The 20885-nt window shown below is 69.4% G+C and carries 20 protein-coding genes; 4 read left to right on the forward strand and 16 right to left on the reverse strand.

Annotated elements, in window-relative coordinates:
* Position 1 precedes the first annotated feature (1 nt).
* From ntrC to dusB, 3 genes are read right to left on the reverse strand one after another with little or no spacing between them, the layout of a single operon-like run.
* Positions 2-1462: a nitrogen regulation protein NR(I) gene (ntrC, locus tag ACLF3G_RS00745; RefSeq protein WP_430667395.1), complete on the reverse strand. Its 1461-nt coding sequence runs from the start codon at positions 1460-1462 to the stop codon at positions 2-4.
* A complete protein-coding gene (locus tag ACLF3G_RS00750) occupies positions 1459-2625 on the reverse strand; it encodes a two-component system sensor histidine kinase NtrB (RefSeq protein ID WP_430667396.1) in 1167 nt (388 codons plus the stop codon). The genes ntrC and ACLF3G_RS00750 overlap by 4 nt, the downstream gene beginning before the upstream one ends.
* Positions 2622-3662, reverse strand: a complete 1041-nt coding sequence (dusB, locus tag ACLF3G_RS00755; protein WP_430667397.1) for a tRNA dihydrouridine synthase DusB — start codon at positions 3660-3662, stop codon at positions 2622-2624. The genes ACLF3G_RS00750 and dusB overlap by 4 nt, the downstream gene beginning before the upstream one ends.
* Before the next feature lie 144 nt (positions 3663-3806).
* On the opposite strand from dusB, the gene ACLF3G_RS00760 reads away from it, so the two are divergent.
* A complete protein-coding gene (locus tag ACLF3G_RS00760; protein ID WP_430667398.1) occupies positions 3807-4952 on the forward strand; it encodes a bifunctional 2-C-methyl-D-erythritol 4-phosphate cytidylyltransferase/2-C-methyl-D-erythritol 2,4-cyclodiphosphate synthase in 1146 nt (381 codons plus the stop codon).
* A gap of 535 nt (positions 4953-5487) precedes the next feature.
* Here the strand turns inward: ACLF3G_RS00760 and ACLF3G_RS00765 are convergent.
* The 6 genes from ACLF3G_RS00765 to ACLF3G_RS00790 all read right to left on the reverse strand — a co-directional run bounded on the left by ACLF3G_RS00765 (position 5488) and on the right by ACLF3G_RS00790 (position 11543).
* Positions 5488-6654 (reverse strand): acetyl-CoA acetyltransferase, encoded by a 1167-nt coding sequence (locus ACLF3G_RS00765; RefSeq protein WP_430667399.1) that lies wholly within the window; start codon positions 6652-6654, stop codon positions 5488-5490.
* Positions 6655-6690: 36 nt separating this feature from the next.
* Positions 6691-7488 (reverse strand): enoyl-CoA hydratase/isomerase family protein, encoded by a 798-nt coding sequence (locus ACLF3G_RS00770; protein ID WP_430667400.1) that lies wholly within the window; start codon positions 7486-7488, stop codon positions 6691-6693.
* A 556-nt stretch (positions 7489-8044) separates the two neighbouring features.
* Positions 8045-9142 (reverse strand): serine/threonine-protein kinase, encoded by a 1098-nt coding sequence (locus ACLF3G_RS00775; protein WP_430667401.1) that lies wholly within the window; start codon positions 9140-9142, stop codon positions 8045-8047.
* Between the two features lie 92 nt (positions 9143-9234).
* The gene (gene cysE, locus ACLF3G_RS00780) at positions 9235-9894 is read right to left on the reverse strand and encodes a serine O-acetyltransferase (protein WP_430667402.1); all 660 of its coding nucleotides are present in this window, start codon (positions 9892-9894) and stop codon (positions 9235-9237) included.
* A 6-nt stretch (positions 9895-9900) separates the two neighbouring features.
* A complete protein-coding gene (locus ACLF3G_RS00785; protein WP_430667403.1) occupies positions 9901-10905 on the reverse strand; it encodes a cysteine synthase A in 1005 nt (334 codons plus the stop codon).
* A 5-nt stretch (positions 10906-10910) separates the two neighbouring features.
* The gene (locus ACLF3G_RS00790; protein WP_430667404.1) at positions 10911-11543 is read right to left on the reverse strand and encodes a peroxiredoxin; all 633 of its coding nucleotides are present in this window, start codon (positions 11541-11543) and stop codon (positions 10911-10913) included.
* 209 nt (positions 11544-11752) lie between these two features.
* On the opposite strand from ACLF3G_RS00790, the gene ACLF3G_RS00795 reads away from it, so the two are divergent.
* Together ACLF3G_RS00795 and ACLF3G_RS00800 are read left to right on the forward strand one after the other, a co-directional pair.
* A complete protein-coding gene (locus ACLF3G_RS00795) occupies positions 11753-12742 on the forward strand; it encodes a DUF2891 domain-containing protein (protein ID WP_430667405.1) in 990 nt (329 codons plus the stop codon).
* On the forward strand, positions 12739-13422 hold the full coding sequence (locus ACLF3G_RS00800) for a DJ-1/PfpI family protein (RefSeq protein ID WP_430667406.1): 684 nt from the start codon (positions 12739-12741) through the stop codon (positions 13420-13422). The genes ACLF3G_RS00795 and ACLF3G_RS00800 overlap by 4 nt, the downstream gene beginning before the upstream one ends.
* Here ACLF3G_RS00800 and ACLF3G_RS00805 read toward each other — a convergent pair.
* Genes ACLF3G_RS00805 through ACLF3G_RS00830 form a run of 6 tightly spaced genes read right to left on the reverse strand, consistent with a single transcriptional unit; the run spans position 13419 to position 18224 of the window.
* The gene (locus ACLF3G_RS00805) at positions 13419-13862 is read right to left on the reverse strand and encodes a MarR family winged helix-turn-helix transcriptional regulator (protein ID WP_430667407.1); all 444 of its coding nucleotides are present in this window, start codon (positions 13860-13862) and stop codon (positions 13419-13421) included. The two genes, ACLF3G_RS00800 and ACLF3G_RS00805, sit on opposite strands and share 4 nt — an antisense overlap.
* Positions 13859-14905 (reverse strand): hydroxyacid dehydrogenase, encoded by a 1047-nt coding sequence (locus tag ACLF3G_RS00810; RefSeq protein WP_430667408.1) that lies wholly within the window; start codon positions 14903-14905, stop codon positions 13859-13861. The genes ACLF3G_RS00805 and ACLF3G_RS00810 overlap by 4 nt, the downstream gene beginning before the upstream one ends.
* Positions 14902-15894, reverse strand: coding sequence for an ABC transporter substrate-binding protein (locus ACLF3G_RS00815; RefSeq protein ID WP_430667409.1), 993 nt, complete (start codon positions 15892-15894; stop codon positions 14902-14904). Before ACLF3G_RS00815 ends, ACLF3G_RS00810 begins: the two co-directional genes overlap by 4 nt.
* A 4-nt stretch (positions 15895-15898) precedes the next feature.
* Positions 15899-16087, reverse strand: coding sequence for a hypothetical protein (locus ACLF3G_RS00820; protein ID WP_430667410.1), 189 nt, complete (start codon positions 16085-16087; stop codon positions 15899-15901).
* The gene (locus ACLF3G_RS00825; protein WP_430667411.1) at positions 16078-17277 is read right to left on the reverse strand and encodes a Gfo/Idh/MocA family protein; all 1200 of its coding nucleotides are present in this window, start codon (positions 17275-17277) and stop codon (positions 16078-16080) included. The genes ACLF3G_RS00820 and ACLF3G_RS00825 overlap by 10 nt, the downstream gene beginning before the upstream one ends.
* Positions 17277-18224 (reverse strand): PDR/VanB family oxidoreductase, encoded by a 948-nt coding sequence (locus ACLF3G_RS00830; protein WP_430667412.1) that lies wholly within the window; start codon positions 18222-18224, stop codon positions 17277-17279. The genes ACLF3G_RS00825 and ACLF3G_RS00830 overlap by 1 nt, the downstream gene beginning before the upstream one ends.
* A 112-nt stretch (positions 18225-18336) precedes the next feature.
* Between ACLF3G_RS00830 and ACLF3G_RS00835 the strand changes: the two genes are divergently transcribed.
* Complete coding sequence (locus ACLF3G_RS00835) at positions 18337-19668, forward strand: Rieske 2Fe-2S domain-containing protein (protein WP_430667413.1); 1332 nt, start codon at positions 18337-18339, stop codon at positions 19666-19668.
* A 4-nt stretch (positions 19669-19672) separates the two neighbouring features.
* On the opposite strand, the gene ACLF3G_RS00840 is transcribed toward ACLF3G_RS00835, so the two are convergent.
* Complete coding sequence (locus tag ACLF3G_RS00840) at positions 19673-20881, reverse strand: LLM class flavin-dependent oxidoreductase (RefSeq protein ID WP_430667414.1); 1209 nt, start codon at positions 20879-20881, stop codon at positions 19673-19675.
* Positions 20882-20885 lie beyond the last annotated feature (4 nt).

Here is a 20885-nt window from a genome sequence, read left to right on the forward strand (position 1 = left end):
CTCAGGGAAGGCCGCGCACCACGGGCAGGTCCAGCTCCCGCAGCTTCTTCCGTAGCGTGTTGCGGTTCAGGCCGAGCATCGCCGCGGCCTTGATCTGGTTGCCACGCGTCGCCGACAGCGCCAGCTTCAGCAGCGGCCGCTCCACCTCCGCCAGCACGCGGTCGTACAGGTCGCGGATCGGCATGCCGTCCTTGTGCGCCGACATGAAGCCGGCAAGGTGGCGTTCCACCGCCTGTTCCAGGGTTTCGGGCGCGCGCGGGCCTTCCTCCGGCGGCGCGGCGGCCTCCGCGAGTTCGGCTCCGACGGCATCGGCCCCGATGATCTCCTGCGGGTACAGCGCCGCCATCCGGCGCATCAGGTTCTCGAGCTCCCGCGCATTGCCGGGCCAGGCGTGCTGCTTCAGCCGGTCCATGGCGCCCTGGTCCAGCTGCTTCTGCGGCAGGCCGGCGGCGCGGGCGCGCTCCAGGAAGTGCCGCGCCAGCAGGGGAATGTCCTCCAGCCGCTCACGCAGCGGCGGAAGACGGATCGGCACCACATTCAATCTGTAGAAAAGATCCTCGCGGAACATGCCGCCGCGGATCGACTGCCGCAGGTCGCGGTGGGTCGCGGCGACGATGCGGACATTGGCCTTGATCGGCTGCCGGCCGCCGACGGTGGTGAACTCGCCCTCCTGCAGGACGCGCAGCAGGCGGGTCTGCGCTTCCGATGGCATGTCGCCGATCTCGTCCAGGAACAGCGTGCCGCCCGCCGCCTGTTCGAAGCGCCCGACACCGCGGTTCAGCGCACCGGTGAAGGCGCCGCGCTCGTGGCCGAACAACTCAGATTCGATGAGTTCGCGCGGGATGGCGGCCATGTTGATGGCGACGAAGGGACCGGCCCGACGGCGGCCGTAATCGTGCAGGGCACGGGCGACCAGTTCCTTGCCGGTGCCGGATTCGCCCGTAATCATGACGGTCAGGTCGGTGGTGGTGAGGCGGGCGACGGTCCGATAGATCTCCTGCATGGCGGCGGACCGGCCGACCAGCGGCAGCCTTTCCTCCGGCTCCTCGGCATCCGCGATGGCCGGCGTGCTGGGTGCCGCCAGGGCGCGGCCGACGACAGCCAGTAATTCCTTCAGATCGAAGGGCTTGGGCAGGTAGTCGAAGGCGCCACGTTGGGTCGCCTTCAGCGCCGTGGAAAAGGTGGACTGCGCCGACATCACCACCACCCGCAGGTCCGGGCGCACGCGGCGGATGCGTGGCACCAGGTCGAGGCCGTTCTCGTCCGGCATGATGACATCGGTGATCACCAGGTCGCCCTCCCCATCCTCCACCCAACGCCACAGGGTGGCGGCGGAGGATGTTGCGCGGACGTGGTAGCCGGACCTGCCAAGTGCTTGGGAAAGCACGGTTCGGATAGCCCGATCGTCATCAGCGATCAGGATGGTCCGGGTGGTGGCGGAGACCGCGGCCGTGTCGCTCATGCGGAAACTCCGGTGGGGGGACGGCGGGGCGGCGTTGGTGAGGTCGGCAGGGAAATGCGGAAGGCGGTGCGGCCCGGGCGGCTGTCGCACTCGATCAGCGCCCCCTGGTCCGCAACCAGCTTGGCGACCAGCGCCAGGCCCAGCCCCTGCCCGCCCCTCTTGGTCGAGACGAAGGGCTCGAACAGTGTGGCACGGACGCTTTCCGGGATGCCGGGGCCGTTGTCGCGGACGATGACCTGCAAGGGCAGGTCCACCCGTTCCCGGCTGCCCGGCACGGCAATGCGGACGCCGTGGTGGTAGGCGGTGGCCAGCGAGATCTCACCTTCACGCGGATCAACGGCTTCCGCGGCGTTCTTCACCAGGTTCAGCAGGATCTGCACCAGCAGATCCCGGTTGCCCCAGACCGGCGGCAGGGACGGGTCGTAATCCTGGTTGATCTTGAGATGCGCCGCAAAGCCGGACAGCGCGATGCGGCGGACATGGTCCAGCACCTCGTGGATGTTGACCTCCGCCTGCTCCACCGGGCGTTCGGAGAACATGTCCATCCGTTCCACCAGGTTGCGGATGCGGTCGACTTCGTCCTGGATCAGCTGGCAGAGTTCCCGGTCGCCCTCGCTGGCGCCCTGTTCCAGGAGCTGGGCGGCGCCCCGGATGCCGGAAAGCGGATTCTTGACCTCGTGGGCCAGCATCTCCGCCATGGCGGAAGCGCTGCGGGCGGCGCCCCGGAAGTTCAATTGCCGATCCAGCATCTGCGCCGTGGAGCCATCCTGCAGCGTCAGCACCACCCCGCCAGGCATCTCGGGCAGCGGCGCGCCATGGGCCGCGACGCCCAGCCGGCGCATGCGCGGGCTTTCCAGCGCCAGATCGTGGTCGGACACCGGCGCATCATGCAGTCGGATCTGCGCCAGGACAGAGAACAGCCGGTTGTCCGGCGGCAGCAGGTCTCGAAGTGTGTAGGACTGTAGCGAGGCGGCGGAATGCTGGAAGAACAGCTCGGCGGCCGGGTTGGCGAAGCGGAAGCGATCCTGTGCATCCAGCACCACCGCCGCGATCGGCAGCGCGCCCAGCACCACCACCGAATCCGGCACCGGCGGCGGGATGGTCGGCAGCGGAACCGGCAGGCGCAGGGCGCGCGCCGCGCGCGTCAGGGCGGAGGGCCTCATGCCGCCAGGCGCTCCTCAGGCACGAAGCCGCGGTCGATCAGGGGTAAATAGAGCCGGTCGATCAGCGCCAGCACCGAGTCAACATTGTCCGTGCGCATCACATCAGACCGGAACTCAGCCGAGCCCGGCAAACCTTTGGAGTACCAGGAAACATGCTTGCGAGCTAGGCGAAGGCCCGGATCGCGGCCGTGGTGGTCCAGCATGGCATGGTAGTGCGCCAGCAGCGTCGCATGCTGCTCGGCGAGCGTCGGATCCGGCGGCAGGACCCCGGTCTCCAGGTACTGCGCCACCTGCCCCGGCAGCCAGGGCCGACCGTAGCAGCCGCGACCGATCATCACGCCATCGGCGCCGGATTGCCGCAGGGCCTCCGCGGCATCCAATGGGTTCAGGATGTCGCCGTTGACGATCACGGGCAGGCCGACGGCGGCCTTCACGGTGGCGACGAAGGCCCAGTCGGCGGTGCCGTTGTAGAACATCTGCCGGGTGCGGCCATGCACGGTCACCATGCGGATGCCGCACTCCTCCGCGATCCTGGCCAAGCGTGGCGCGTTCAGCGACTGGTGGTCCCAGCCCATCCGCATCTTCAGCGTCACCGGGACCGGCACGGCGCGCACCACCGCCTCCAGGATGCGCGCGGCGCCGATCTCGTCCCGCATCAGCGCGGACCCCGCCGCCTGGCCGACCGCGACCTTCTTCACCGGGCAGCCGAAGTTGATATCGACGATCCCGGCGCCATGCTGCACGACGAGCTTCGCCGCTTCCGCCATCACCAAGGGGTCGCAGCCTGCGAGCTGGACGGAGGCGCCCTGCCCGTCCACCTCCACCATCTTCAGGGTCGTCCGGTTTTCCCGTACCATGGCGTTGGAGGCGATCATCTCGCTGACCACCAGCCCGGTGCCCTGGGCGCGGGCGAGGCGGCGGAACGGCAGGTCCGTCACGCCGGACATGGGCGCAAGGATCACGGGGGTCTCGATCCGCGCACCGCCGAGATCGATGGGGCGCAGCCGTGGCGGTGCGGGGGCGTTGGTCATGCTCATGATTTGGGCAAGCTAGTGGCCACGGCGCCTTTCGGCAATGCGAACCATCATCCCGTATCGAAAGACTGCCACTTAATCCGGCATTGGGACGGATTCACCGGACCCACCCTGGGAGGAAGCCAAGTCCTGCGGTAAGCCGGGCAGATGCAATGCGTGGCCCTCCTCATGGCGGCCGGCAGCGGCAGCCGTTTCGCCGCCGCCCGGCCGAAGCAGTTCTCCCGCCTCGGCAGCAGGACCGTGCTGCGCCATGCGGCGGAGGCCCTGCTGCGCGATGGCGGCGTGGACGCGCTGCTGCCGGTCTGTTCGCCAGAGGATGCGGCGGAGGTCGCGGCCCTCCTGGCCGGCCTGCCCACCCTGCCCCCGGTCCCCGGCGGCGCAACGCGCCAGGCCAGTGTTCGTGCGGGGCTGGAAGCGCTGGCGGCGGCGCCTCCCGAGCATGTCCTGGTGCACGATGCGGCACGGCCCTTCATACCGCCGGGCACCGTCCCGGCGCTTTTCATGGCGCTGTCGGACCACCTCGGCGCCATTCCGGCCCAGCCGGTGACGGATACGCTGAAGCGCGCGGAGGGCGGGCGCATCATCGCCACCGTCCCACGCGCCGGCCTGTTTCGCGCCCAGACGCCTCAGGCATTCCGCTTCGCCACCCTGCTCGCCGCCCACCGCGCCGCGACCGTCGAGGCGACCGACGACGCGCAGCTGCTGGAAGCCACAGGCCACCCGGTGGCGCTGGTGGCGGGGGATGACCGCAACATCAAGATCACCTGGCCGGAGGATCTCGCCCGGATGGAGGCCGCCATGACCCCGCCCCTGATCCCCCGCATCGGCACCGGCTTCGACGTGCACCGCCTGGTCGCCGGCCGCCCCATGGTGCTGTGCGGCGTCACCATCCCCGGGCCGATGGGGCTCGACGGCCATTCGGATGCCGATGTCGGGCTGCACGCACTGTGCGATGCGATCTACGGCGCATTGGCGGAAGGCGATATCGGCCGCTGGTTTCCGCCCTCCGAGGCGCAGTGGAAGGACGCCGACAGCGCTCGCTTCCTGACCCACGCCGCCGGGCGCATTACGGCGCGTGGCGCCGTGCTGGCGAATGCCGATGTCACGCTGATCTGCGAGCGCCCCAAGATCACGCCGCACGCCACCGCGATGCGCGAGAGGCTGGCGGCGCTGCTGGCGGTGCCGGTCGACCGCATCTCCGTGAAAGCGACGACCACCGAGAGGCTGGGCTTTCCCGGCCGCGGCGAGGGCATCGCGGCGCAGGCGGCGGTCTGCCTGCTGGTGCCGGCCTAGGCTCGGTACAGGTCGCGGAGCGGCAGGCCGCCTTCGACCTCCGGCAGCTCGGGCGCGGCGTCGAGGCCGTCGAAGACCTCCTCCTGCCACCCGGCCTCCCGCCGGCATATGACGAGGCGCGGGCTGTCCTATTGCCCGTGACGTCGGCGCGCACGGAAAGGTCCCGCACATATTCGGCCGGCTTCACCCGCATGTCGGTCCATGAGGTGGAGGGCGACAGCACCTTGGACACCAGGCTTGGCGAGACCCGGTCGGCGTTGGCGGCGACCGGGCCGCAGACCACCGCAGGGTCAGGGTAGCGCACCCGACGCTCGGTCACGACCTTCATGTCATGCGCCAGAACCGCGCAACCGGGATCGCAGGCGTGAGAACAGCGCCAGGATGACGCGGGTCACCAACCGGGCAAGTTGCAGCGAGGCGCCGGTCATCGCGACCGGCTGCGTGCCATCGAATTGGAAGCGCTCCTCCCGCGCCGCTTCCCAGCGAGGAACTCCTCCAGCGTCAGCGGCTTCAGGTGGCCGCTCATGGGGCGAGGCTACTCCACCCGCTCCAGGATCGAGCAGTAGTTCGCCACCGCCGCGCCGCCCATGTTGAAGACGCCGGCGCGGTCCGCCTTCGGCAACTGCATGTCGCCGGCCGTCCCGGTCAGCTGCATCGCCGTCAGCACATGCATCGAAACGCCCGTGGCCCCGATCGGGTGGCCCTTCGACTTCAGCCCGCCGGAGGGATTGACCGGCAGGCGGCCATCCTTGGCCGTCCAGCCCTCCAGCGCCGCCCGCGCCCCCTGCCCGTCCGGCGTCAGGCCCATCGCCTCGTATTCGATGAGTTCCGCGACGGTGAAGCAGTCATGCGTCTCGACGAAGGAAAGGTCGGAGAGCGACAGGCCGGTCTCACGGAAGGCTTGGCCCCAGGCCGCGCGGGCGCCCTCGAAGCGGATCACGTCGCGGGCGGCAATCGGCATCAGGTCGGTGGCCTGCACCGCGGCGCGGAAGCGCACGGCCTTCGACATCGACCGTGCCGTCTCCTCATCCGTCAGGATCAGGGCCGCGGCGCCGTCCGAGACCAGGGAGCAGTCGGTGCGTTTCAGCGGCGGCGCGACGAAGGGGTTTTTTTCAGATTCAGCACGGCAGAAGGCGAAGCCGAGGTCCTTGCGCATCTGCGCATAGGGGTTGGCGACCCCGTTCCTGTGGCTCTTCGCCGCAATCGCCGCCAGGGCATCGGACTGGTCGCCATGCCGCTGGAAATAGCTTTCGGCGATGCGGCCGAAGACGCCGGCAAAGCCCGCCGGGATCTCGCCCTCGTCCTTCCGGTAGCTGGCGCCGAGCAGGATGTCGCCGATCTGCGCGTTGGAGGTCGCGGTCATCTTCTCCGCCCCAACGACCAGCGCAAAGCGGCCGCGCTTCGCCGCGATGAAATCGAGCGCGCCGTGGATGGCGGCGGTGCCGGTGGCGCAGGCATTCTCATACCGCGTGGTTGGCTTGAAGCGCAGTTCCGGCACCGAGCCCAGCAGCAGACTCGCGAAGAAATCCTGCTTCGAGAAGCCGCCGTTGAAGACGCCGACGAAGGCAGCATCCACCTCCGCCGCGCCGATCCCGGCATCCTCGATGGCGGCGCGGGCGACACGGCCGAACAGGCTCTCGATATCCGGGTCTTCCAACTTGCCGAAGGGCGTATGGGCCCAGCCGACGATGCAGGCGGTCATGGCGTGTCCTCCGTTCCGGTCCGCGTCAGTGTGGGGTCAGCTTAGCATCCAGGATGGCTTGCGGCGCGCCTTGAAGCTGGCGATGCCTTCCTCGGCTTCCGGGTCTGCGGCGCGGCGGGCGAAGCTACGGGCGCCGGCCTCGGCGTATTCGGGCGTCGCCACCGGTCCAAGCGCGGCCAGCAGCGCCTTGGTTTCCGCCAGCGCGCCGGGTGCGCCCTGGAGGATGTCGCCGACGGTCGCCGCCACCGCGCGCTCCAGCGCCGACGCATCGGGCAGCACCTGGTGGACTAGGCCGGTGCGGGCGGCTTCCTCGGCGTCCATCACATGCCCCTGCAGGCACAGCCGTGCCGCCTCCGACCGCCCCATGCGGCGCACCAGCCAGGGCAGGATCTGGGCCGGCACCAGCCCGCGCCGGACCTCGGGCGCGGAGAAACGCGCATCGGCGGACGCCAGGCAGATGTCGGCGGAAGCAACGAAGCCGAGCCCGCCGGCATAGGCGGCACCCTCGACGGCGGCGATGACCACCTGCGGCAGTTCGGCGATGGCGTTGAAGCGGGCGCCGGTGCGCTGGTTGCGCAGGTGCTGGCGCTCCAGCTTCTGTTCACGGGTTTCCACAGCGCCGACCTCCGTCAGGTCCAGCCCGGCGCAGAAATGGCCGCCGGCACCGGACAGCACCAGGACGCGGGCGGTCGTGTCCGTCCGCAGTTTCGCCAGCAGCAGGTCCAGCGCCTCGACCAGCGCCTGGCTCATGGCGTTGCGCCGGTGCGGTCGGTTCAGCACGGCGCGCACCACCGGCCCGTCTCGGGTAACCAGAACGGGGGTCTCGTCGGTCATGCGCGCTTTTCCTCCTGGTGTCCTGGAAGCCGAAATTCGGCCCGGCCCGGCGGGGCGTCAAGCGCGCGGATTGTCCGTCAAGGACCGGTTCGCAGCATCGTTGCCTTGGCCGCGCAGATCGTCGGACCGATCATAATTGTAGCAGCAATCGCCCTTGGTCGTGACCGGGTCGTTGTGCCTGGAGAAGCTCATGCCGAGGATATGGAGGCGGGAGGAACTGGCTTCTCCGGGCATTGCCGTAGATGGCGGAGGCGAAGCCGATGGCATGGGCCACGGCGTGGGGCGGGTTGTCGACCTACCCCTTTACGTTCTTCTCGATGACGGTGCGGATCCCCGACCCATGACCGGTCGCAGAGTGTGACTTCTTCTTGCTGTCGAATGGTCCCAAGGTGGCAGCCTCCCGGCCATTTTCAGCCGCGTTTCGATCTTTCGCTATCGGATCCATCCGAGCTGGCCTCGCGGCCGGCGCGCCGGTGCATTTGGACTCTGACGACGATCCGGATGTTCAGCGCGGGGCAGCCCGCCGCTAGCGAGCGTGGGGGCGGCCCGCCGTCGTTCAGGCCTGGCTGGCAAGAAATCCCAACAACCCGCCAAGCGCCAAGCCGAGCAGCATGCCGCCCAGGAAGACGATGGGTGCCCGCGTCCCAGATCCCGGCGGCCTCCCGCCCTCACCCGCGACGGGTGCGGAGGGCGACGCTATCTGGGCCGGCATGTCCGGTCCGTCTGCCGGGACTTCTCCGGCTGGCGGGTCCATCCCGAGTGCAGCGCGGACCGCCTCCGCCATTTCCAGTGCCGAGGCAAAACGGTCCTCGGCCCGCTTCGCCAAGGCCCGCCCGATCACGGCGTCGAAGGCGAGTGGAAGGTCGGCCCGCAGGCTTGTCGGCGGAGCGGGCGTTACGGTCTCGATCCTGTGGAACAAGGCCGGAGGCGCGCCTTGGAACGGCCGTTCACCCACAAGCATTTCATAGAGAATGACGCCCGCGGCCCAGATATCGATCCGTGCATCGCCGGCCTCGCCACGCACCTGCTCCGGGGCCATCACCGATGGCGTCCCGATCATATCGCCGCCAGCCCCCTGCTGGTCGGTCAACATGCGCGCGACGCCGAAATCCGAAAGGCGCAAATCGCCATTCGTCTGGGTCGTGCTCATTTCGATCAGGATGTTGGCCGGCTTGACGTCGCGATGGACGATGCCGCGCCCATGTGCGAAGGCCAGCGCGTCGAGCAGGGCCGTGATGAGGCGCACCGCCTCCGCGACAGGCAGCGGACCCTGCTGACGAAGCGTTTCCTTCAGCGTTTCCCCGATGACGAGCTGCATGACGATCCAGGCATGTCCGCCCGTCCGTCCGAAATCATGCACGGTGATGATGTTCGGATGCGACAGGCGCGAGACCGCCTGGGCTTCGAACCTGAAGCGCCGGAACCGCTCGGCGGCTTCCTGCGAGTCCGCCTCCTCCACTGGCATGAGCTTCAATGCGACAAGCCGGCCGAGGCTGCGGTCGTAGGCCTCGAACACCTGCCCTCCGGCGCCGCTGCCGATGAGGTCCCGGAGTTCGTAGCGCTCCGCGATCACGGTGGCCGGCAGCATGTGAGAGAGGCCGGACACCACGCTCGTCCGATCGGGATCCAGGTCGTGAGCCGGGTTGATGTTCACGGAGCGGCACCCTTCAGCGGACTGCTACCTGAAGTTGTAGCACAAATGTATGCCTGTATGAAGGGTTGTGCCTTCGGTCGGCGCCGCGCGAACTAGACTCCTTCCCGCTGGTTCGCCCGCAAGGCCGCCATCTCCGCCCGCAGCGTGGCGAGCTCGGCGCGCAGCTGGGAAAGCTGCTCGCCCACCGGATCCTCGTCGATGCCACCAAGGCCGTAGCCGATGGACGGGTCCTGGCAGGGCTGGCCGCGTGGTGGCCGCGCCGGAATGCCGACGACGGTGCAGCCCGGCGCCACCGGCGCCACTACCACGGCATTGGCGCCGACCCGCGCCCCGCGCCCGATGCGGATGGGACCAAGCACCTGCGCCCCGGCGCCCACCGTCACCTGGTCCTCCAGCGTTGGGTGGCGCTTGCCGGGCTGGCCGGACAGGCCGCCGAGGGTCACGCCGTGGTAGATCAGTACGTCGTCACCCACCTCCGCCGTTTCGCCGATCACCACGCCCATGCCGTGGTCGATGAACAGGCGCCGGCCGAGCCTGGCGCCGGGATGGATCTCGATGCCGGTCAGCCAGCGCGCCAGGTGGGAGGAAAAGCGCGCCGCGGCCGGCAGCCCGAGCCCCCACAGCGCGTGGGAAAGCCGGTGCCACAGCACGGCGTGCAGCCCGGCATAGCACAGCATGGCCTCCACCCAACTCGGCCGCGCCGGGTCACGGGCGCGGATGGTGCGGGCCAGTTCGATGATTTCCAGGCGCATGGTGGCTCACTCCAGCCAGGGCGGCGCCGGCAGGCCGCGTTCGCGCAGGAAGGCCGGGTTGAACAGCTTGGACTGGTAGCGCGCGGCGCCGTCGCACAGGATGGTCACCACGGTATGCCCCGGCCCCAGGTCGCGGGCGACGCGGATGGCCGCAGCCACGTTCAGCCCCGCGCTGCCGCCAACCGAAATCCCTTCGTGCAGTTGCAGGTCGAAGACCTGTTGCAGCATCTCAGGGTCCTCGACGCGGATGGCATCGTCGATCAGGTCGCGCGCCTGGGCGAGGTTGCCGGGGGCGCGGGCCGCCTGGCCGATGCCCTCAGTGATGGACCCGCCCTCGGCCCTGGGCGTGCCGGTCTTCACCCAGTCGAGCAGCCCGCTGCCGCCCGGGTCGGCGAGCACGATCCGCACGCCCGGCTTGCGGGATTTCAACGCGCGAGCAACGCCGGCCAGGGTGCCGCCGGTGCCGCAGGCGCAGGTGAAGGCATCCACGCCCCCGCCGGTCTGGTCCCAGATCTCCGGCCCGGTGGTCGCCTCGTGCACCGCGGCGTTGGCCAGGTTGTCGAACTGGTTGGCCCAGACCGCACCCATCTCCTCCGCCAGGCGGCGGGAGAAGTGGACGTAGTTGCCGGGGTCGCTGAAGGGCTTGGCCGGGATCGCGCGCAGGTCCGCGCCGATCATCCGCAGGTAGTCCAGCTTCTCCCGCGACTGCGTCTCCGGCACCACGATGACGCTGCGCCAGCCCATGGCGTTGGCGGCCAGGGCGATGCCGATGCCGGTGTTGCCGGCGGTACCCTCCACGATCGTGCCCGGCTGGCCCGGCACCAGCAGGCCGCGGACCATCGCGTCCTTCAGGATGCCGAGCGCGGCGCGGTCCTTCACGCTGCCGCCGGGGTTCATGAACTCGGCCTTGCCGAGGATTTCGCAGCCGGTCGCCTCCGAGGCCCGTTTGAGGCGGATCAGCGGCGTATTGCCGACGGCGCCCCAGAAGCCGTCGGCAATGTGCTGTGCCACCGGGTTCAGGCCTTCGTCCCGACCCAGCGGAGGTAGGGCCGCTCCGCCTCCCACCCCTGCGGGAACAGCGCCTTGGCCTGCTCATCCGGGATCGAGGGCGGGATGATGGCGCGCTGGCCCGGGCGCCAGTTGACGGGCGTTGCCACCTTCTGGCCGTCAGTCGCCTGGAGGCTGTCGATGACCCGGAGAATCTCGTCGAAGTTGCGGCCGGTGCTGGGCGGATAGACCATGAACAGCCGCACCTTCTTCGCCGGATCGATGACGAAGACCGTTCGGACGGTGATGGAGGGATCGGCCTCCGGATGCACCATGCCGTACAGCGCGGACACCTTCTTGTCCGGGTCGGCGATCATTGGGAAGTTCACCGCGTGGCCCTGGGTGTCGGCGATATCCGCCTCCCACCCTGCATGGCGGTCGAGGGTGTCCACCGACAGGCCGATGACCTTCACGCCGCGCCGGTCGAATTCCGGCTTCAGCCGCGCGGTCTCGCCGAGTTCGGTGGTGCAGACCGGGGTGAAGTCCTTCGGGTGGCTGAACAGCACGCCCCAGGAATTGCCGAGCCATTCATGGAAGCGAAGCGTGCCCTGGGTGGTCTCCGCCTCGAAATCCGGGGCGATCTGGCCAAGCTGGATGGTCATGGCATGTCCTCGCGAAGCAGGTCTGGCGGACGATAAGGGTATTCCGGAAAGCGATTCCAGCGGGGGTGCCGGAGGCATTTCCGGCTGGCGTGGGGTCGTGCATGCTCGGCACGCATACCCGCGGCGCTTGGCTTCCACCGCGGCGAGCGATCGGAGATTGAGATGCGTGTGCAGGCCGCGGGGCGGAGAAAAACATTCATTTTGCCGCCATGCCGTTAGCGCCGGACCAGGCGGAGGCGCTGGCGCGGATCGCGCTGGGCCATGTCGGCCAGGAATGGCCACAGAAGCTGGATCACGTACTGACCGGGCCGGAGGATCTGCGCCGGCCCTCGGAGCTGCATCCGGCCTTCCATGGCAGCTTCGACTGGCATTCCTGCGTCCATGCCCATTGGATGCTGGCGCGGCTGCTTCGGCGCGTCCCCGCCCTGCCCAGCGCCGCCGCCATATCGGCCCGGTTCGACACCGCGTTCACGCCCGGTAACATCGCTGCCGAGCGCGCCTACCTCGCCCGCCCCTCCGCGCGTGGCTTCGAGCGTCCCTACGGCTGGGCCTGGCTGCTGAAGCTGCACGCCGAACTGGCCGGTACCACATGGGACGGCATCCTGGCCCCGCTGGCCACGGATTTCGCGGCGCGCTTTCATGCGCACCTGCCGCGCGCGGACTACCCGGTACGTGCCGGCGTGCACGGCAACACAGCCTTCGCGCTGACGCTGGCCGCCGATTGGGCGGAGACGCGGGATACGGCGCTGTTCGACCTGCTGCGCGAAACCGCCTGGCGCTGGTACGGGGGCGACACGAACTGCCAGGCGTGGGAGCCCTCTGGCGAGGATTTCCTGTCCCCGGCCCTGACGGAGGCCGCCGGCATGGCCCGGCTACTACCCCCGGCCTGCTTTGCGCCGTGGTTCGACGCGTTCCTGCCACGGCTGGACCATGGCGAGCCCGCCAGCCTGTTCACGCCGGCCACCGTCTCCGACCGCACCGATGGACGCATCGTGCATCTGGATGGGCTGAACCTGTCCCGCGCCTGGTGTTGGCGGCGCATCCTGGCCGCGCTTCCGGCCCGCGACCCGCGCGCCGAGCGGCTGAAGGCGACCGCCGCCGCGCATCTTGAGTCGGCGATGCCGCATCTGGATGGGCACTACATGGGCGCCCATTGGCTTGCCAGCTTCGCCCTGCTCGCTCTCGAGGAGACCCAATGACCGAAGCGCCCTTCCGCGTCCTGTTCATCATCTACCCCAACATGACGCAGCTCGACTTCACCGGCCCGCACCAGTTCCTGACGCGGCTGCCCAACAGCGTCACCACCATCGCCAGCCCCGCCGGTGGCGACGTGAAGGCCGATGGTCTGGTCTTCGCGCAGACGGTGCCGGTGGCACAGGTCGCGGGCTGCGACCTGGTCTGCCTGCCCGGCGGCGCCGGCGCGACGGAGGTGTCGCAGGACCAGGATTTCCTGGCGGAGTTGCGCCGGCTGGCGGCCGGCTCGCGCTACGTCACCTCGGTCTGCACCGGGGCGCTGATCCTCGGCGCCGCCGGGCTGCTGCGCGGCAAGCGCGCGACAACACACTGGGCGTGGCAGGACCTGCTGCCCTTGTTCGGTGCAATTCCGGTGGCGGAGCGGGTGGTGCGCGACGGCAACCTGATCACGGGCGGCGGCGTGACCGCAGGGATCGACTTCGCCCTGACGGTAATGGCCGAAATCGCCGGCGACGAGGCGGCGCAGATGGTGCAACTCGGCTTTGAATACGCCCCTGCCCCACCCTTCGACTCTGGTACGCCGGAGACGGCGCCGGCCGAGATCCTGCGCCGGTACCAGGTGGTGCAGCGCCGGATGGCGCCGAAGCGGCGGGCCGAGGCCGAGGCCGCGGCGGCGCGGCTTTAGCCGTCCGCCGCGAAGTTCGCGCGGACCTGCCGCAGCAGGGCGATGAAGGCCGGCACATCCACCCCCTCCGCCGCCTGCGCATTCACCGCATGGGCGGCCGGCATCAGTGCCTCCCGCAGCGCATGGCCTTGCGCCGTCAGGAACAGGTGCACCTTGCGGCGATCCTCCGCGCTACGCTCGCGGCGGAGCCAGCCGGCGGCTTCCATGCCGCGCAGCGCGATCACCGCCGTCGGCTCCCGCATGCCCACGCGCTGCGCCAGTTCGCGCTGGGTCAGCCCATCCTCCTCCCACAGCACCCGCAGGAAGTACCAGGCGCCGGGCGGCACGCCATGGGCCGCAATGCGAGATTGCAGGTCGCGCTGGATGGCGCGGTTCAGGTCGCGCACCAGGAAGCCGATGCTGTCCTCGAAGGGCAGCTTCGCGGCCGGGTCTGCGGTCAAGGCAGCGGGTCCGGCGGCGTGCCAAGGATGCGCCGGAACCGCGCGCTGTAGGCTGGCCAGGCTGCCGGGTTCACCAGCCGTGGCGGCACGCGTCCGGCGAACAGCGCCACCCATTGCTCGGCGGCACCCACCGCCATGTCGTGCAGCGATTCAGCGGTGATGCCGGCGGTGTGCGGCGTCAGCAGCACGTTGTCGAAGGCCATGAGCGGATGGTCGTGCGGTGGCGGCTCGTGCAGGAAGACGTCGATGCCGGCCCCCGCGATGCGACCCGCGGCCAGGGCTTCGGCCAGCGCCGCCTCGTCATGGATGCCGCCACGGGCCGTGTTGAGGAAGTAGGCGGTGGGCTTCATCAGGGCGAATTGCGCCACGCCGAACAGGCCCAGCGTCTCCGCGCTGCGCGGGCAGTGGACCGAGACGAAATCCGATTGCCGCAGCAGGTCGGGCAGTTCGACTTTCTCAGCACCGCGTGCGGAAACCTGCGCCGCGCTGAGATACGGATCGCAGGCCAGCACCCGCATCCCGAACAGCGTGCCGCACAAATTCGCCACGCGTGTGCCGATGGCGCCAAGCCCGACCAGCCCCACGGTCTTGCCGCGGATGTCGTTGCCCTGCAGCGCGAAGCGGTCGATCACGCCCGGCCGGCGCATCGCCTTGTCCGCCAGCCCGATGCGCTTCGACAGCGCCAGGATCAGGCCAAGCGCGTGTTCCGCCACTGCTTCCGTGTTCGTGCCGGATTGGTGACAGACGAGGACGCCCGCCTTGGTGCAGGCGTCGACGTCGATGTAGTCGTAGCCCGCGCCGGTCGAACTCAGCGCCAGCAGGTTCGGGCTGCGCGCCAGCAGCGCGGCGTCGCCGAGCCATGGCTCGCGCAATTCGGTCCGCGACTGTACCTGGTAGCCATGCGCCTGCGCCATCGCCGCGTCGTTCACCGCGCGCGGATCGTCGTAGCGCAGGCGCATCACCTCGATGCCCGGTTGCGCGGCCAGCACGCGCTCCGCCGCCGGGTCCACCCAGCTTTCGAAGAAGACGAGACGTGCGGTCACAGGCGAAAGCTTTCGAGCGAGGCGGGGTGAAACAAATCCTCCGGCCGCAGCAGGCGGGAGGACAGGCCCTGGGCGTGGTGGGCGCGCAGGAAAGCCTCCAGCACGTGGCGGTTCGGCGCCAGGCCGTAGGACCAGAAATCTTCGCCCATCAGCGCGCGGGCGCGCGCCAGCTGTTCCTCGACGAAGGGCAGCGTGACCTTGGTGGCGGCGGTGTTGGACAGCTTCGCCATCGCCACCGCCTTCGCCTGTTCGAAGGCCTTGGCCAGTGCGCCGACAAGGTAGGGGTGGCGCTCCGCCAGATCCCGGCGGATGCCGAGCAGGTGCATGATGGGAAACATCCTCGTCCGACTGTACCACTCGGACGCCGCGGCGATCGGGTCCGCCCACAGCCGCCCGACCTGCGGATGGCCGCGCTCGAAGCAGGACGGCGCGCGCGGGCCTATCACCGCATCCAGCGTGCCATCCGCCAGGGCGGAGGAAATGGTGGCACCTGCTGGCAGGCTTTCGAGCCGTACATCGGCGGGCAGCGACAGCGCGATCTTCTCCTCCCGCGCCGGATCCTCGTAGCCGCCGCGCACCCAGGTGATGTCGGCAGGGCGCACGCCGAAATCCTCCTCCAGGATCGCGCGCACCCAGACATTGGCGGTGAGCTGGTATTCCGGCACGCCGATGCGGCGACCCTTCAAATCTTCTGGCCTGACGATGCCACGATCCGTGCGGATGTAGACGGAGGTGTGGCGGAAGGCGCGCGACGGGAAAACGGGTATGCCGACATAGGGGCAGGTGCCGGCCGCGGTCTTCACCGTGAAGCTGCTCAGCGACAATTCGCAGATGTCGAAATCGGCGTAGCGGAAGGCGCGGAAGAAGATCTCCTCGGGGTCCAGGATGGAGAACACTGGGTCCACGCCATCGATCTGCACGCTGCCATCCACCAGTGGGCGGATGCGGTCGTAGTCGCCGATCGCGAGCGAAAGCGGCAGCCTTGCCATGCGCTCAGTCTCCCTTGGCCGTGCTGGCGGCGGCGGCCAGGATGGCGATGATATCGTTCTCGGCCGCGGCGGCGGTCTGGTAGCGCGGCTGCGTCGTGACGTAGGGCGAGGCCGCGTCATGCGGCTTGTAGATCTCGAGGTAGTACTTGCCGGAGGCCGCATCCTGCGCGGCCTCGATGCGAATCAGCGGCATGTGGCGGGCACTCCCTGGTGGTGCAGCGGAATTTCGCGGCCCTGGCGCGCGGAGTCGAGGATGCCGAGGCAGATTTCCAGTGTCGCCATCCCCGATGCCCCGCTGTGCCAGGGCGCGCGGCCGAGGGCGATGGCCTCCCACAGCTCGTCGATCACCTCCGCCCGCGCGACGGCGGGTGGTGGCAGCGTCTCGAAGCGGCGTTCGGCATCGCCGTGGATCATCACGCCATCCGGCATCGGGCGCAGGTCGGCGCCCTCGCAGGAGGCGATGAAGAGGCCAAAATGGTTGTGTGCCGACGGTGGCGGCGCGCCTCGCGCCTCCTCCGCACCCAGTGCCGCGCCATAGGCCCGGCGGGACTTCAGCGCGGCCTCCTCGGCGGGCGAGGCGAGGCGCGCCAGTGCCGCACGGGCCTCGCCGTGGCGGTCCGGATCGCGCCGAAAACCCATCTCGCCGGTCCAGCCCATGAAGGCGTCGCTGTCGAAGTGGCCATGGCCGGAATAGGTGAGCGCGGCCGTCAGCCCCTCGCCGAAGTCGAGAAAGGCGGCGTAGGCGCCCTCCGTCCCGCGCGCCCGGTCCCACACGCTGGTGCTGGCGCGGACGGACCGCGCCGGGTGGTCGGCCAGAAGCCTCGCGATCTCCACCTGGTGCGGCGCCTGGGAAAAGACGGCGCCGCCGCCCTGCGCTGTGTCCAACTCCTCCGGCCGGCGCGGGCGGTACAGGTAGTCGGTGAAGTTCAGCGCGGTGATCATGCGCAGGGCGCCGTAGGAACCCGAACGGATCAGGTCGCGGGCGCGGAGGTAGGGCGCGTCGAAGGAATGGCTGTGGCCGACCAGCAGGTGGATGCCTGCGGCGCGCGCTGCCTCGACCATCGCCTGCGCCTCCGCCAGGTTCAGCGCCATTGGCTTTTCCACCAGCACATGTTTTCGGCGCGCGGCGGCGGCCTGGACATGGGCAAGGTGGAACTGGTGCGGTGTCGAGATGTAGACGGCATCAATGGCCGGATCGTCGCACAGCGCCTCGACGCTGGGGTGGGTGCGGGCGCCCGCGAAATCGGCGCGGAAGCGGTCCAGCGCATCGGCGCGGGGATCGGTCGCCGCCACCAGCCTCACGCGCGGGTGCTGCACCAGGGTCGGCAGCATCAGCATGAAGGCGCGGCCGAGACCTGCGACGCCGAGGCGGATCTGCTCCATCAGAGGTCCAGCACCAGCGTCCCGGACCTGGCGCGGGAGACGCAGACCATCAGTGCCCTGCGCCGTTCCACCGGCGTCAGCACCAGATCGCGATGGTCCACCTCGCCCGCCAGATAGCCAGTGCGGCAGGTGCCGCAGGTGCCGCTCTCGCAGGAGGATGGCGTGGTGCGGCCGTGAGCGCGGAGCGTCTCCAGGATCGTCACGCCCACCGGCACTTCCAGCACCGCGCCATCGCGGCCGAGCTGGATCCGGAAGGGCGCGTCGTCGGCGCGTGGCCGAACCAGATCCGATCCGAAATCCTCGAAATGCACGGCCTTGTCAGGCCAATGGCCGGTCATGTCGCGCACCGCATCCATCAGCGGGCGCGGGCCGCAGCAGTAGATGTGTGCGCGCGTCGGTTCCTCAAAGACGGGCCAGAGGTCGTAGGCATTCTCCGGCACGCCCTCATCGTGGTGCAGGATGATGTCGGCGGCGCCCGATAGCTCGGCATGGAAGGCGGTGCCGGCGACGTTGCGGGTCAGGTAGAACAGCCGGAACGGCTTTCCGGCGCGCCGTGCGGCATGGACCATGGACAGGATCGGCGTGATGCCGATGCCGCCGGCGACGAAGATGTAGGACGGCGCACGGGTGTCCATCTCGAACAGGTTGCGCGGATGCGACACCTCCAGCATCGCGCCCTGCGCCACACCATCGACCAGGCTGACGGACCCGCCGCGCCCGGCCGGGTCGCGCTTCACCGCGATGACGTAGCGGTCGCGCTCAATGCAATCGTTGCAGAGCGAGTAGTTCCGCAGCGCCCCACCCGGCACACGGACCGACAGGTGCGCGCCTGGGGTGAAGGGCGGCAGCGCCGTACCATCTGGATCGCGCAGCTCGAAAAGCTGGATGCCCTGCGCCGCGGGTTCGCACCGGGTGACGCGCAGGCGCAGCAGGTCATCGGTGGCCATGCCGGTTCCTTCGCTGGGGCCCAGCTTCTTAGGAACCTAAGCAAGCCGCCGCAAGATGGACAGGAAGTGCTTAGACCCCTAACTTCATGCGGCCGGTTTCGGAGGGATCACCATGCTCACCGCCCAGGAGAACGAGACGCTGACCCGCGTCGAGGGCGACGCCCCGATGGGCCGCCTGATGCGTCGCCACTGGATCCCCGCCGCCCTGTCCGAACAACTGGCCGAGCCGGACGGAAAGCCGATCCGCCTGACCCTGCTCGGCGAGAAGCTGGTCGCCTTCCGCGACAGCGAGGGTCGCCTCGGGGTGCTCGGCGAGTTCTGCCCGCACCGAAAGGCCTCGCTGGCCTTCGGCCGCAACGAGGATTGCGGGCTGCGCTGCCTGTACCATGGCTGGAAATTCGACGTGGAAGGCAACGTCATCGACATGCCCTCCGAACCCCGCGAGAGCGGCTTCGCGGAGCGCGTGAAGCACAAGGCCTATCCGGTGCGGGAGGCCGGTGGCTTCGTCTGGACCTACATGGGCGAGCCTTCGCAGATGCCCGAATTCGAGCCGCCACCCTGGGCACCGACGCCGGACACGCGCATCGCCATCATGCGCGTGGACCTGCCCTGCAACTGGGCGCAGATCATGGAGGGGCAGATCGATTCTGCGCATTCCTCCTCGTTGCATTCCAGCGACATGAAGCCGGCGCGCGGCGAGGCGCAGGCGCTGGATACGCACTGGGTGCGGCCGTCCACGGACAAGAACCCGCGCATCCAGGTGCAGGTGACCAACTACGGCATGCGCTACGCCGCGATCCGCCGGCCGATCACCCAGGCGACGACGCATGACTATGTCCGCATCACCACCTATGTCGCGCCCTTCATCGCACTGATCCCGCCCAACGCCTCCTACAACGTCGCCTCCGTCATCGTGCCGAAGGATGATACCTCGTCGTATTTCCACTTCATCGCCTGGAGCGACAAGGGTGGTGGCATCGAGACGGAGGCGTGGCGCAGATTCTGCGTGATGCAGGTCGGCGTCGACCTTGATGACGAGTTCCGGCCGATCAAGCGCTTCGCCCACAACGACTACCTGCAGGACCGAGCGGCGATGAAGGACGGCAACTTCACCGGCATCCCCGGCATCCCGAACCAGGATATCGCGATGTGGGAGAGCATGGGCGCGATCTCCGACCGCACCAGCGAGCGTCTCGGCGCCAGCGACATCGCCGTGATCCAGTTCCGCCGCATCCTGCTGGACGCGGTGGCACGGCACGAGGCGGGGGCGGAACCCATTGGCCTGTCGGCGCCGCACCTGCCGCTGGTGCAACTGGCATCCTACCAAGGCGTGGTGCCGAAGACCGAGGATTGGCGGAAGCTCGGTGCCTCGGCCGACGAGGTCGCCGTGCTGGACGGGCTGGAGGAGGACGAGACGGAACGCGAGATGTCGCAGGCCGTCTGAACGCCTACTCCCCCGCGGCCGGCGTGATGTCGCGGGCGCCTGAGGCCCGCGCATCGAAGGACTCCGGCACCGCCTGGCCGTGGTCGGTGAAGGCCTTGCGCAGCGCCGCGACGTTCGGGCTGAAGATGGTCTTGCGGTTCTCCACCGCCCAGGCGTGCGAGGCCTGCACCGTGCCGAGCGAGTCCTGGAAGCGCGGCATCACCCAGCGTGCGAACAACTCGTAGCTGCGCCAGGTCTGCTCGCGGTCCGCCCAATCATGCGCGCGGAACAGGAAGCCGCCGAAGCCTCCGCTTGCTTCGATCAGGTTCTGGATGCCCTTCGCCACCGTCTCCGGCGAGCCGACCAGCGTGGTGCCGGCCTTCACGCCATCGGTCAGCGGGTCCTGCGATCGGCCGGGCGGGCGGCCGAGCGCATCCTCGAAATAGGTCACGGTTTCCGCCCGCTCGCCGATGCGGACCTGGTCCATGGCGCGCTCGTCGGTCTCCGCCACATGCACGTTCATCACCATGCGCCAGTCGCGGCGGTTCATGGTCTTGCCGTGCTTCGCGGCCTCCTCCTCGGCGATGCGCCACTGGCCGGGCAGCGCGGAGGGTCCGCCGGGCATGCCGGCGCCGAGGGAAAGAATGCCGACGCCATGCCGCCCGGCCGTCGCAGGCCCGGCGGGCGTGAGGGTGCTGGCCACCGCGATCGGGAAATGCGGATCGCTGTAGGGGCGCAGGTGCAGCCGCGCCTCATGCATCTCGAACCAGTCCGTCTTGCGGGTCACCGGGCCGTCGCAGCGCAGCAGCGCCATGATCGCCTCCAACGCATCATCCATCCGCCGCCGCTGCGTCGAAGGCTCGATGCCGAGCATGTAGGCGTCCGACACCAGCGCACCCGGCCCGCAGCCGAGCATCACCCGGCCGCGCGTCATGTGGTCCAGCTGCACGAAGCGCTGCGCCACCAGGAATGGGTGGTGGTAGGGCAGGCTGGTGACGCCGGAGCCGAGGCGGATGTGCTTCGTTCGCTCCGCCGCCGCAGCGATGATCAGTTCGGGCGAGGCGATGGTCTCCCACCCCGCGGAGTGGTGCTCGCCGATCCAGGCCTCGTCGTAGCCGAGGCGGTCGAGCAGCTCGATCATCTCGATGTCGCGGGAGATCGCCAAGGTCGGATTGTCGCCGAGCCGATGGAACGGCGCCAGGAAGATGCCGAACTGCAATCCGCGCCGCGCCATGGAT

The organism is Falsiroseomonas sp. HC035, from assembly GCF_050563525.1.
GTDB lineage: Bacteria > Pseudomonadota > Alphaproteobacteria > Acetobacterales > Acetobacteraceae > Falsiroseomonas.

Coding starts and splice junctions, on each gene's coding strand:
- ntrC (WP_430667395.1), bottom strand. CDS start 1,462: ATGAGCGACACGGCCGCGGTCTCCGCCACCACCCGGACCATCCTGATC.
- ACLF3G_RS00750 (WP_430667396.1), bottom strand. CDS start 2,625: ATGAGGCCCTCCGCCCTGACGCGCGCGGCGCGCGCCCTGCGCCTGCCG.
- dusB (WP_430667397.1), bottom strand. CDS start 3,662: ATGAGCATGACCAACGCCCCCGCACCGCCACGGCTGCGCCCCATCGAT.
- ACLF3G_RS00760 (WP_430667398.1), top strand. CDS start 3,807: ATGCAATGCGTGGCCCTCCTCATGGCGGCCGGCAGCGGCAGCCGTTTC.
- ACLF3G_RS00765 (WP_430667399.1), bottom strand. CDS start 6,654: ATGACCGCCTGCATCGTCGGCTGGGCCCATACGCCCTTCGGCAAGTTG.
- ACLF3G_RS00770 (WP_430667400.1), bottom strand. CDS start 7,488: ATGACCGACGAGACCCCCGTTCTGGTTACCCGAGACGGGCCGGTGGTG.
- cysE (WP_430667402.1), bottom strand. CDS start 9,894: ATGCGCCTGGAAATCATCGAACTGGCCCGCACCATCCGCGCCCGTGAC.
- ACLF3G_RS00790 (WP_430667404.1), bottom strand. CDS start 11,543: ATGACCATCCAGCTTGGCCAGATCGCCCCGGATTTCGAGGCGGAGACC.
- ACLF3G_RS00795 (WP_430667405.1), top strand. CDS start 11,753: ATGCCGTTAGCGCCGGACCAGGCGGAGGCGCTGGCGCGGATCGCGCTG.
- ACLF3G_RS00800 (WP_430667406.1), top strand. CDS start 12,739: ATGACCGAAGCGCCCTTCCGCGTCCTGTTCATCATCTACCCCAACATG.
- ACLF3G_RS00815 (WP_430667409.1), bottom strand. CDS start 15,894: ATGGCAAGGCTGCCGCTTTCGCTCGCGATCGGCGACTACGACCGCATC.
- ACLF3G_RS00820 (WP_430667410.1), bottom strand. CDS start 16,087: ATGCCGCTGATTCGCATCGAGGCCGCGCAGGATGCGGCCTCCGGCAAG.
- ACLF3G_RS00825 (WP_430667411.1), bottom strand. CDS start 17,277: ATGGAGCAGATCCGCCTCGGCGTCGCAGGTCTCGGCCGCGCCTTCATG.
- ACLF3G_RS00830 (WP_430667412.1), bottom strand. CDS start 18,224: ATGGCCACCGATGACCTGCTGCGCCTGCGCGTCACCCGGTGCGAACCC.
- ACLF3G_RS00835 (WP_430667413.1), top strand. CDS start 18,337: ATGCTCACCGCCCAGGAGAACGAGACGCTGACCCGCGTCGAGGGCGAC.
- ACLF3G_RS00840 (WP_430667414.1), bottom strand. CDS start 20,881: ATGGCGCGGCGCGGATTGCAGTTCGGCATCTTCCTGGCGCCGTTCCAT.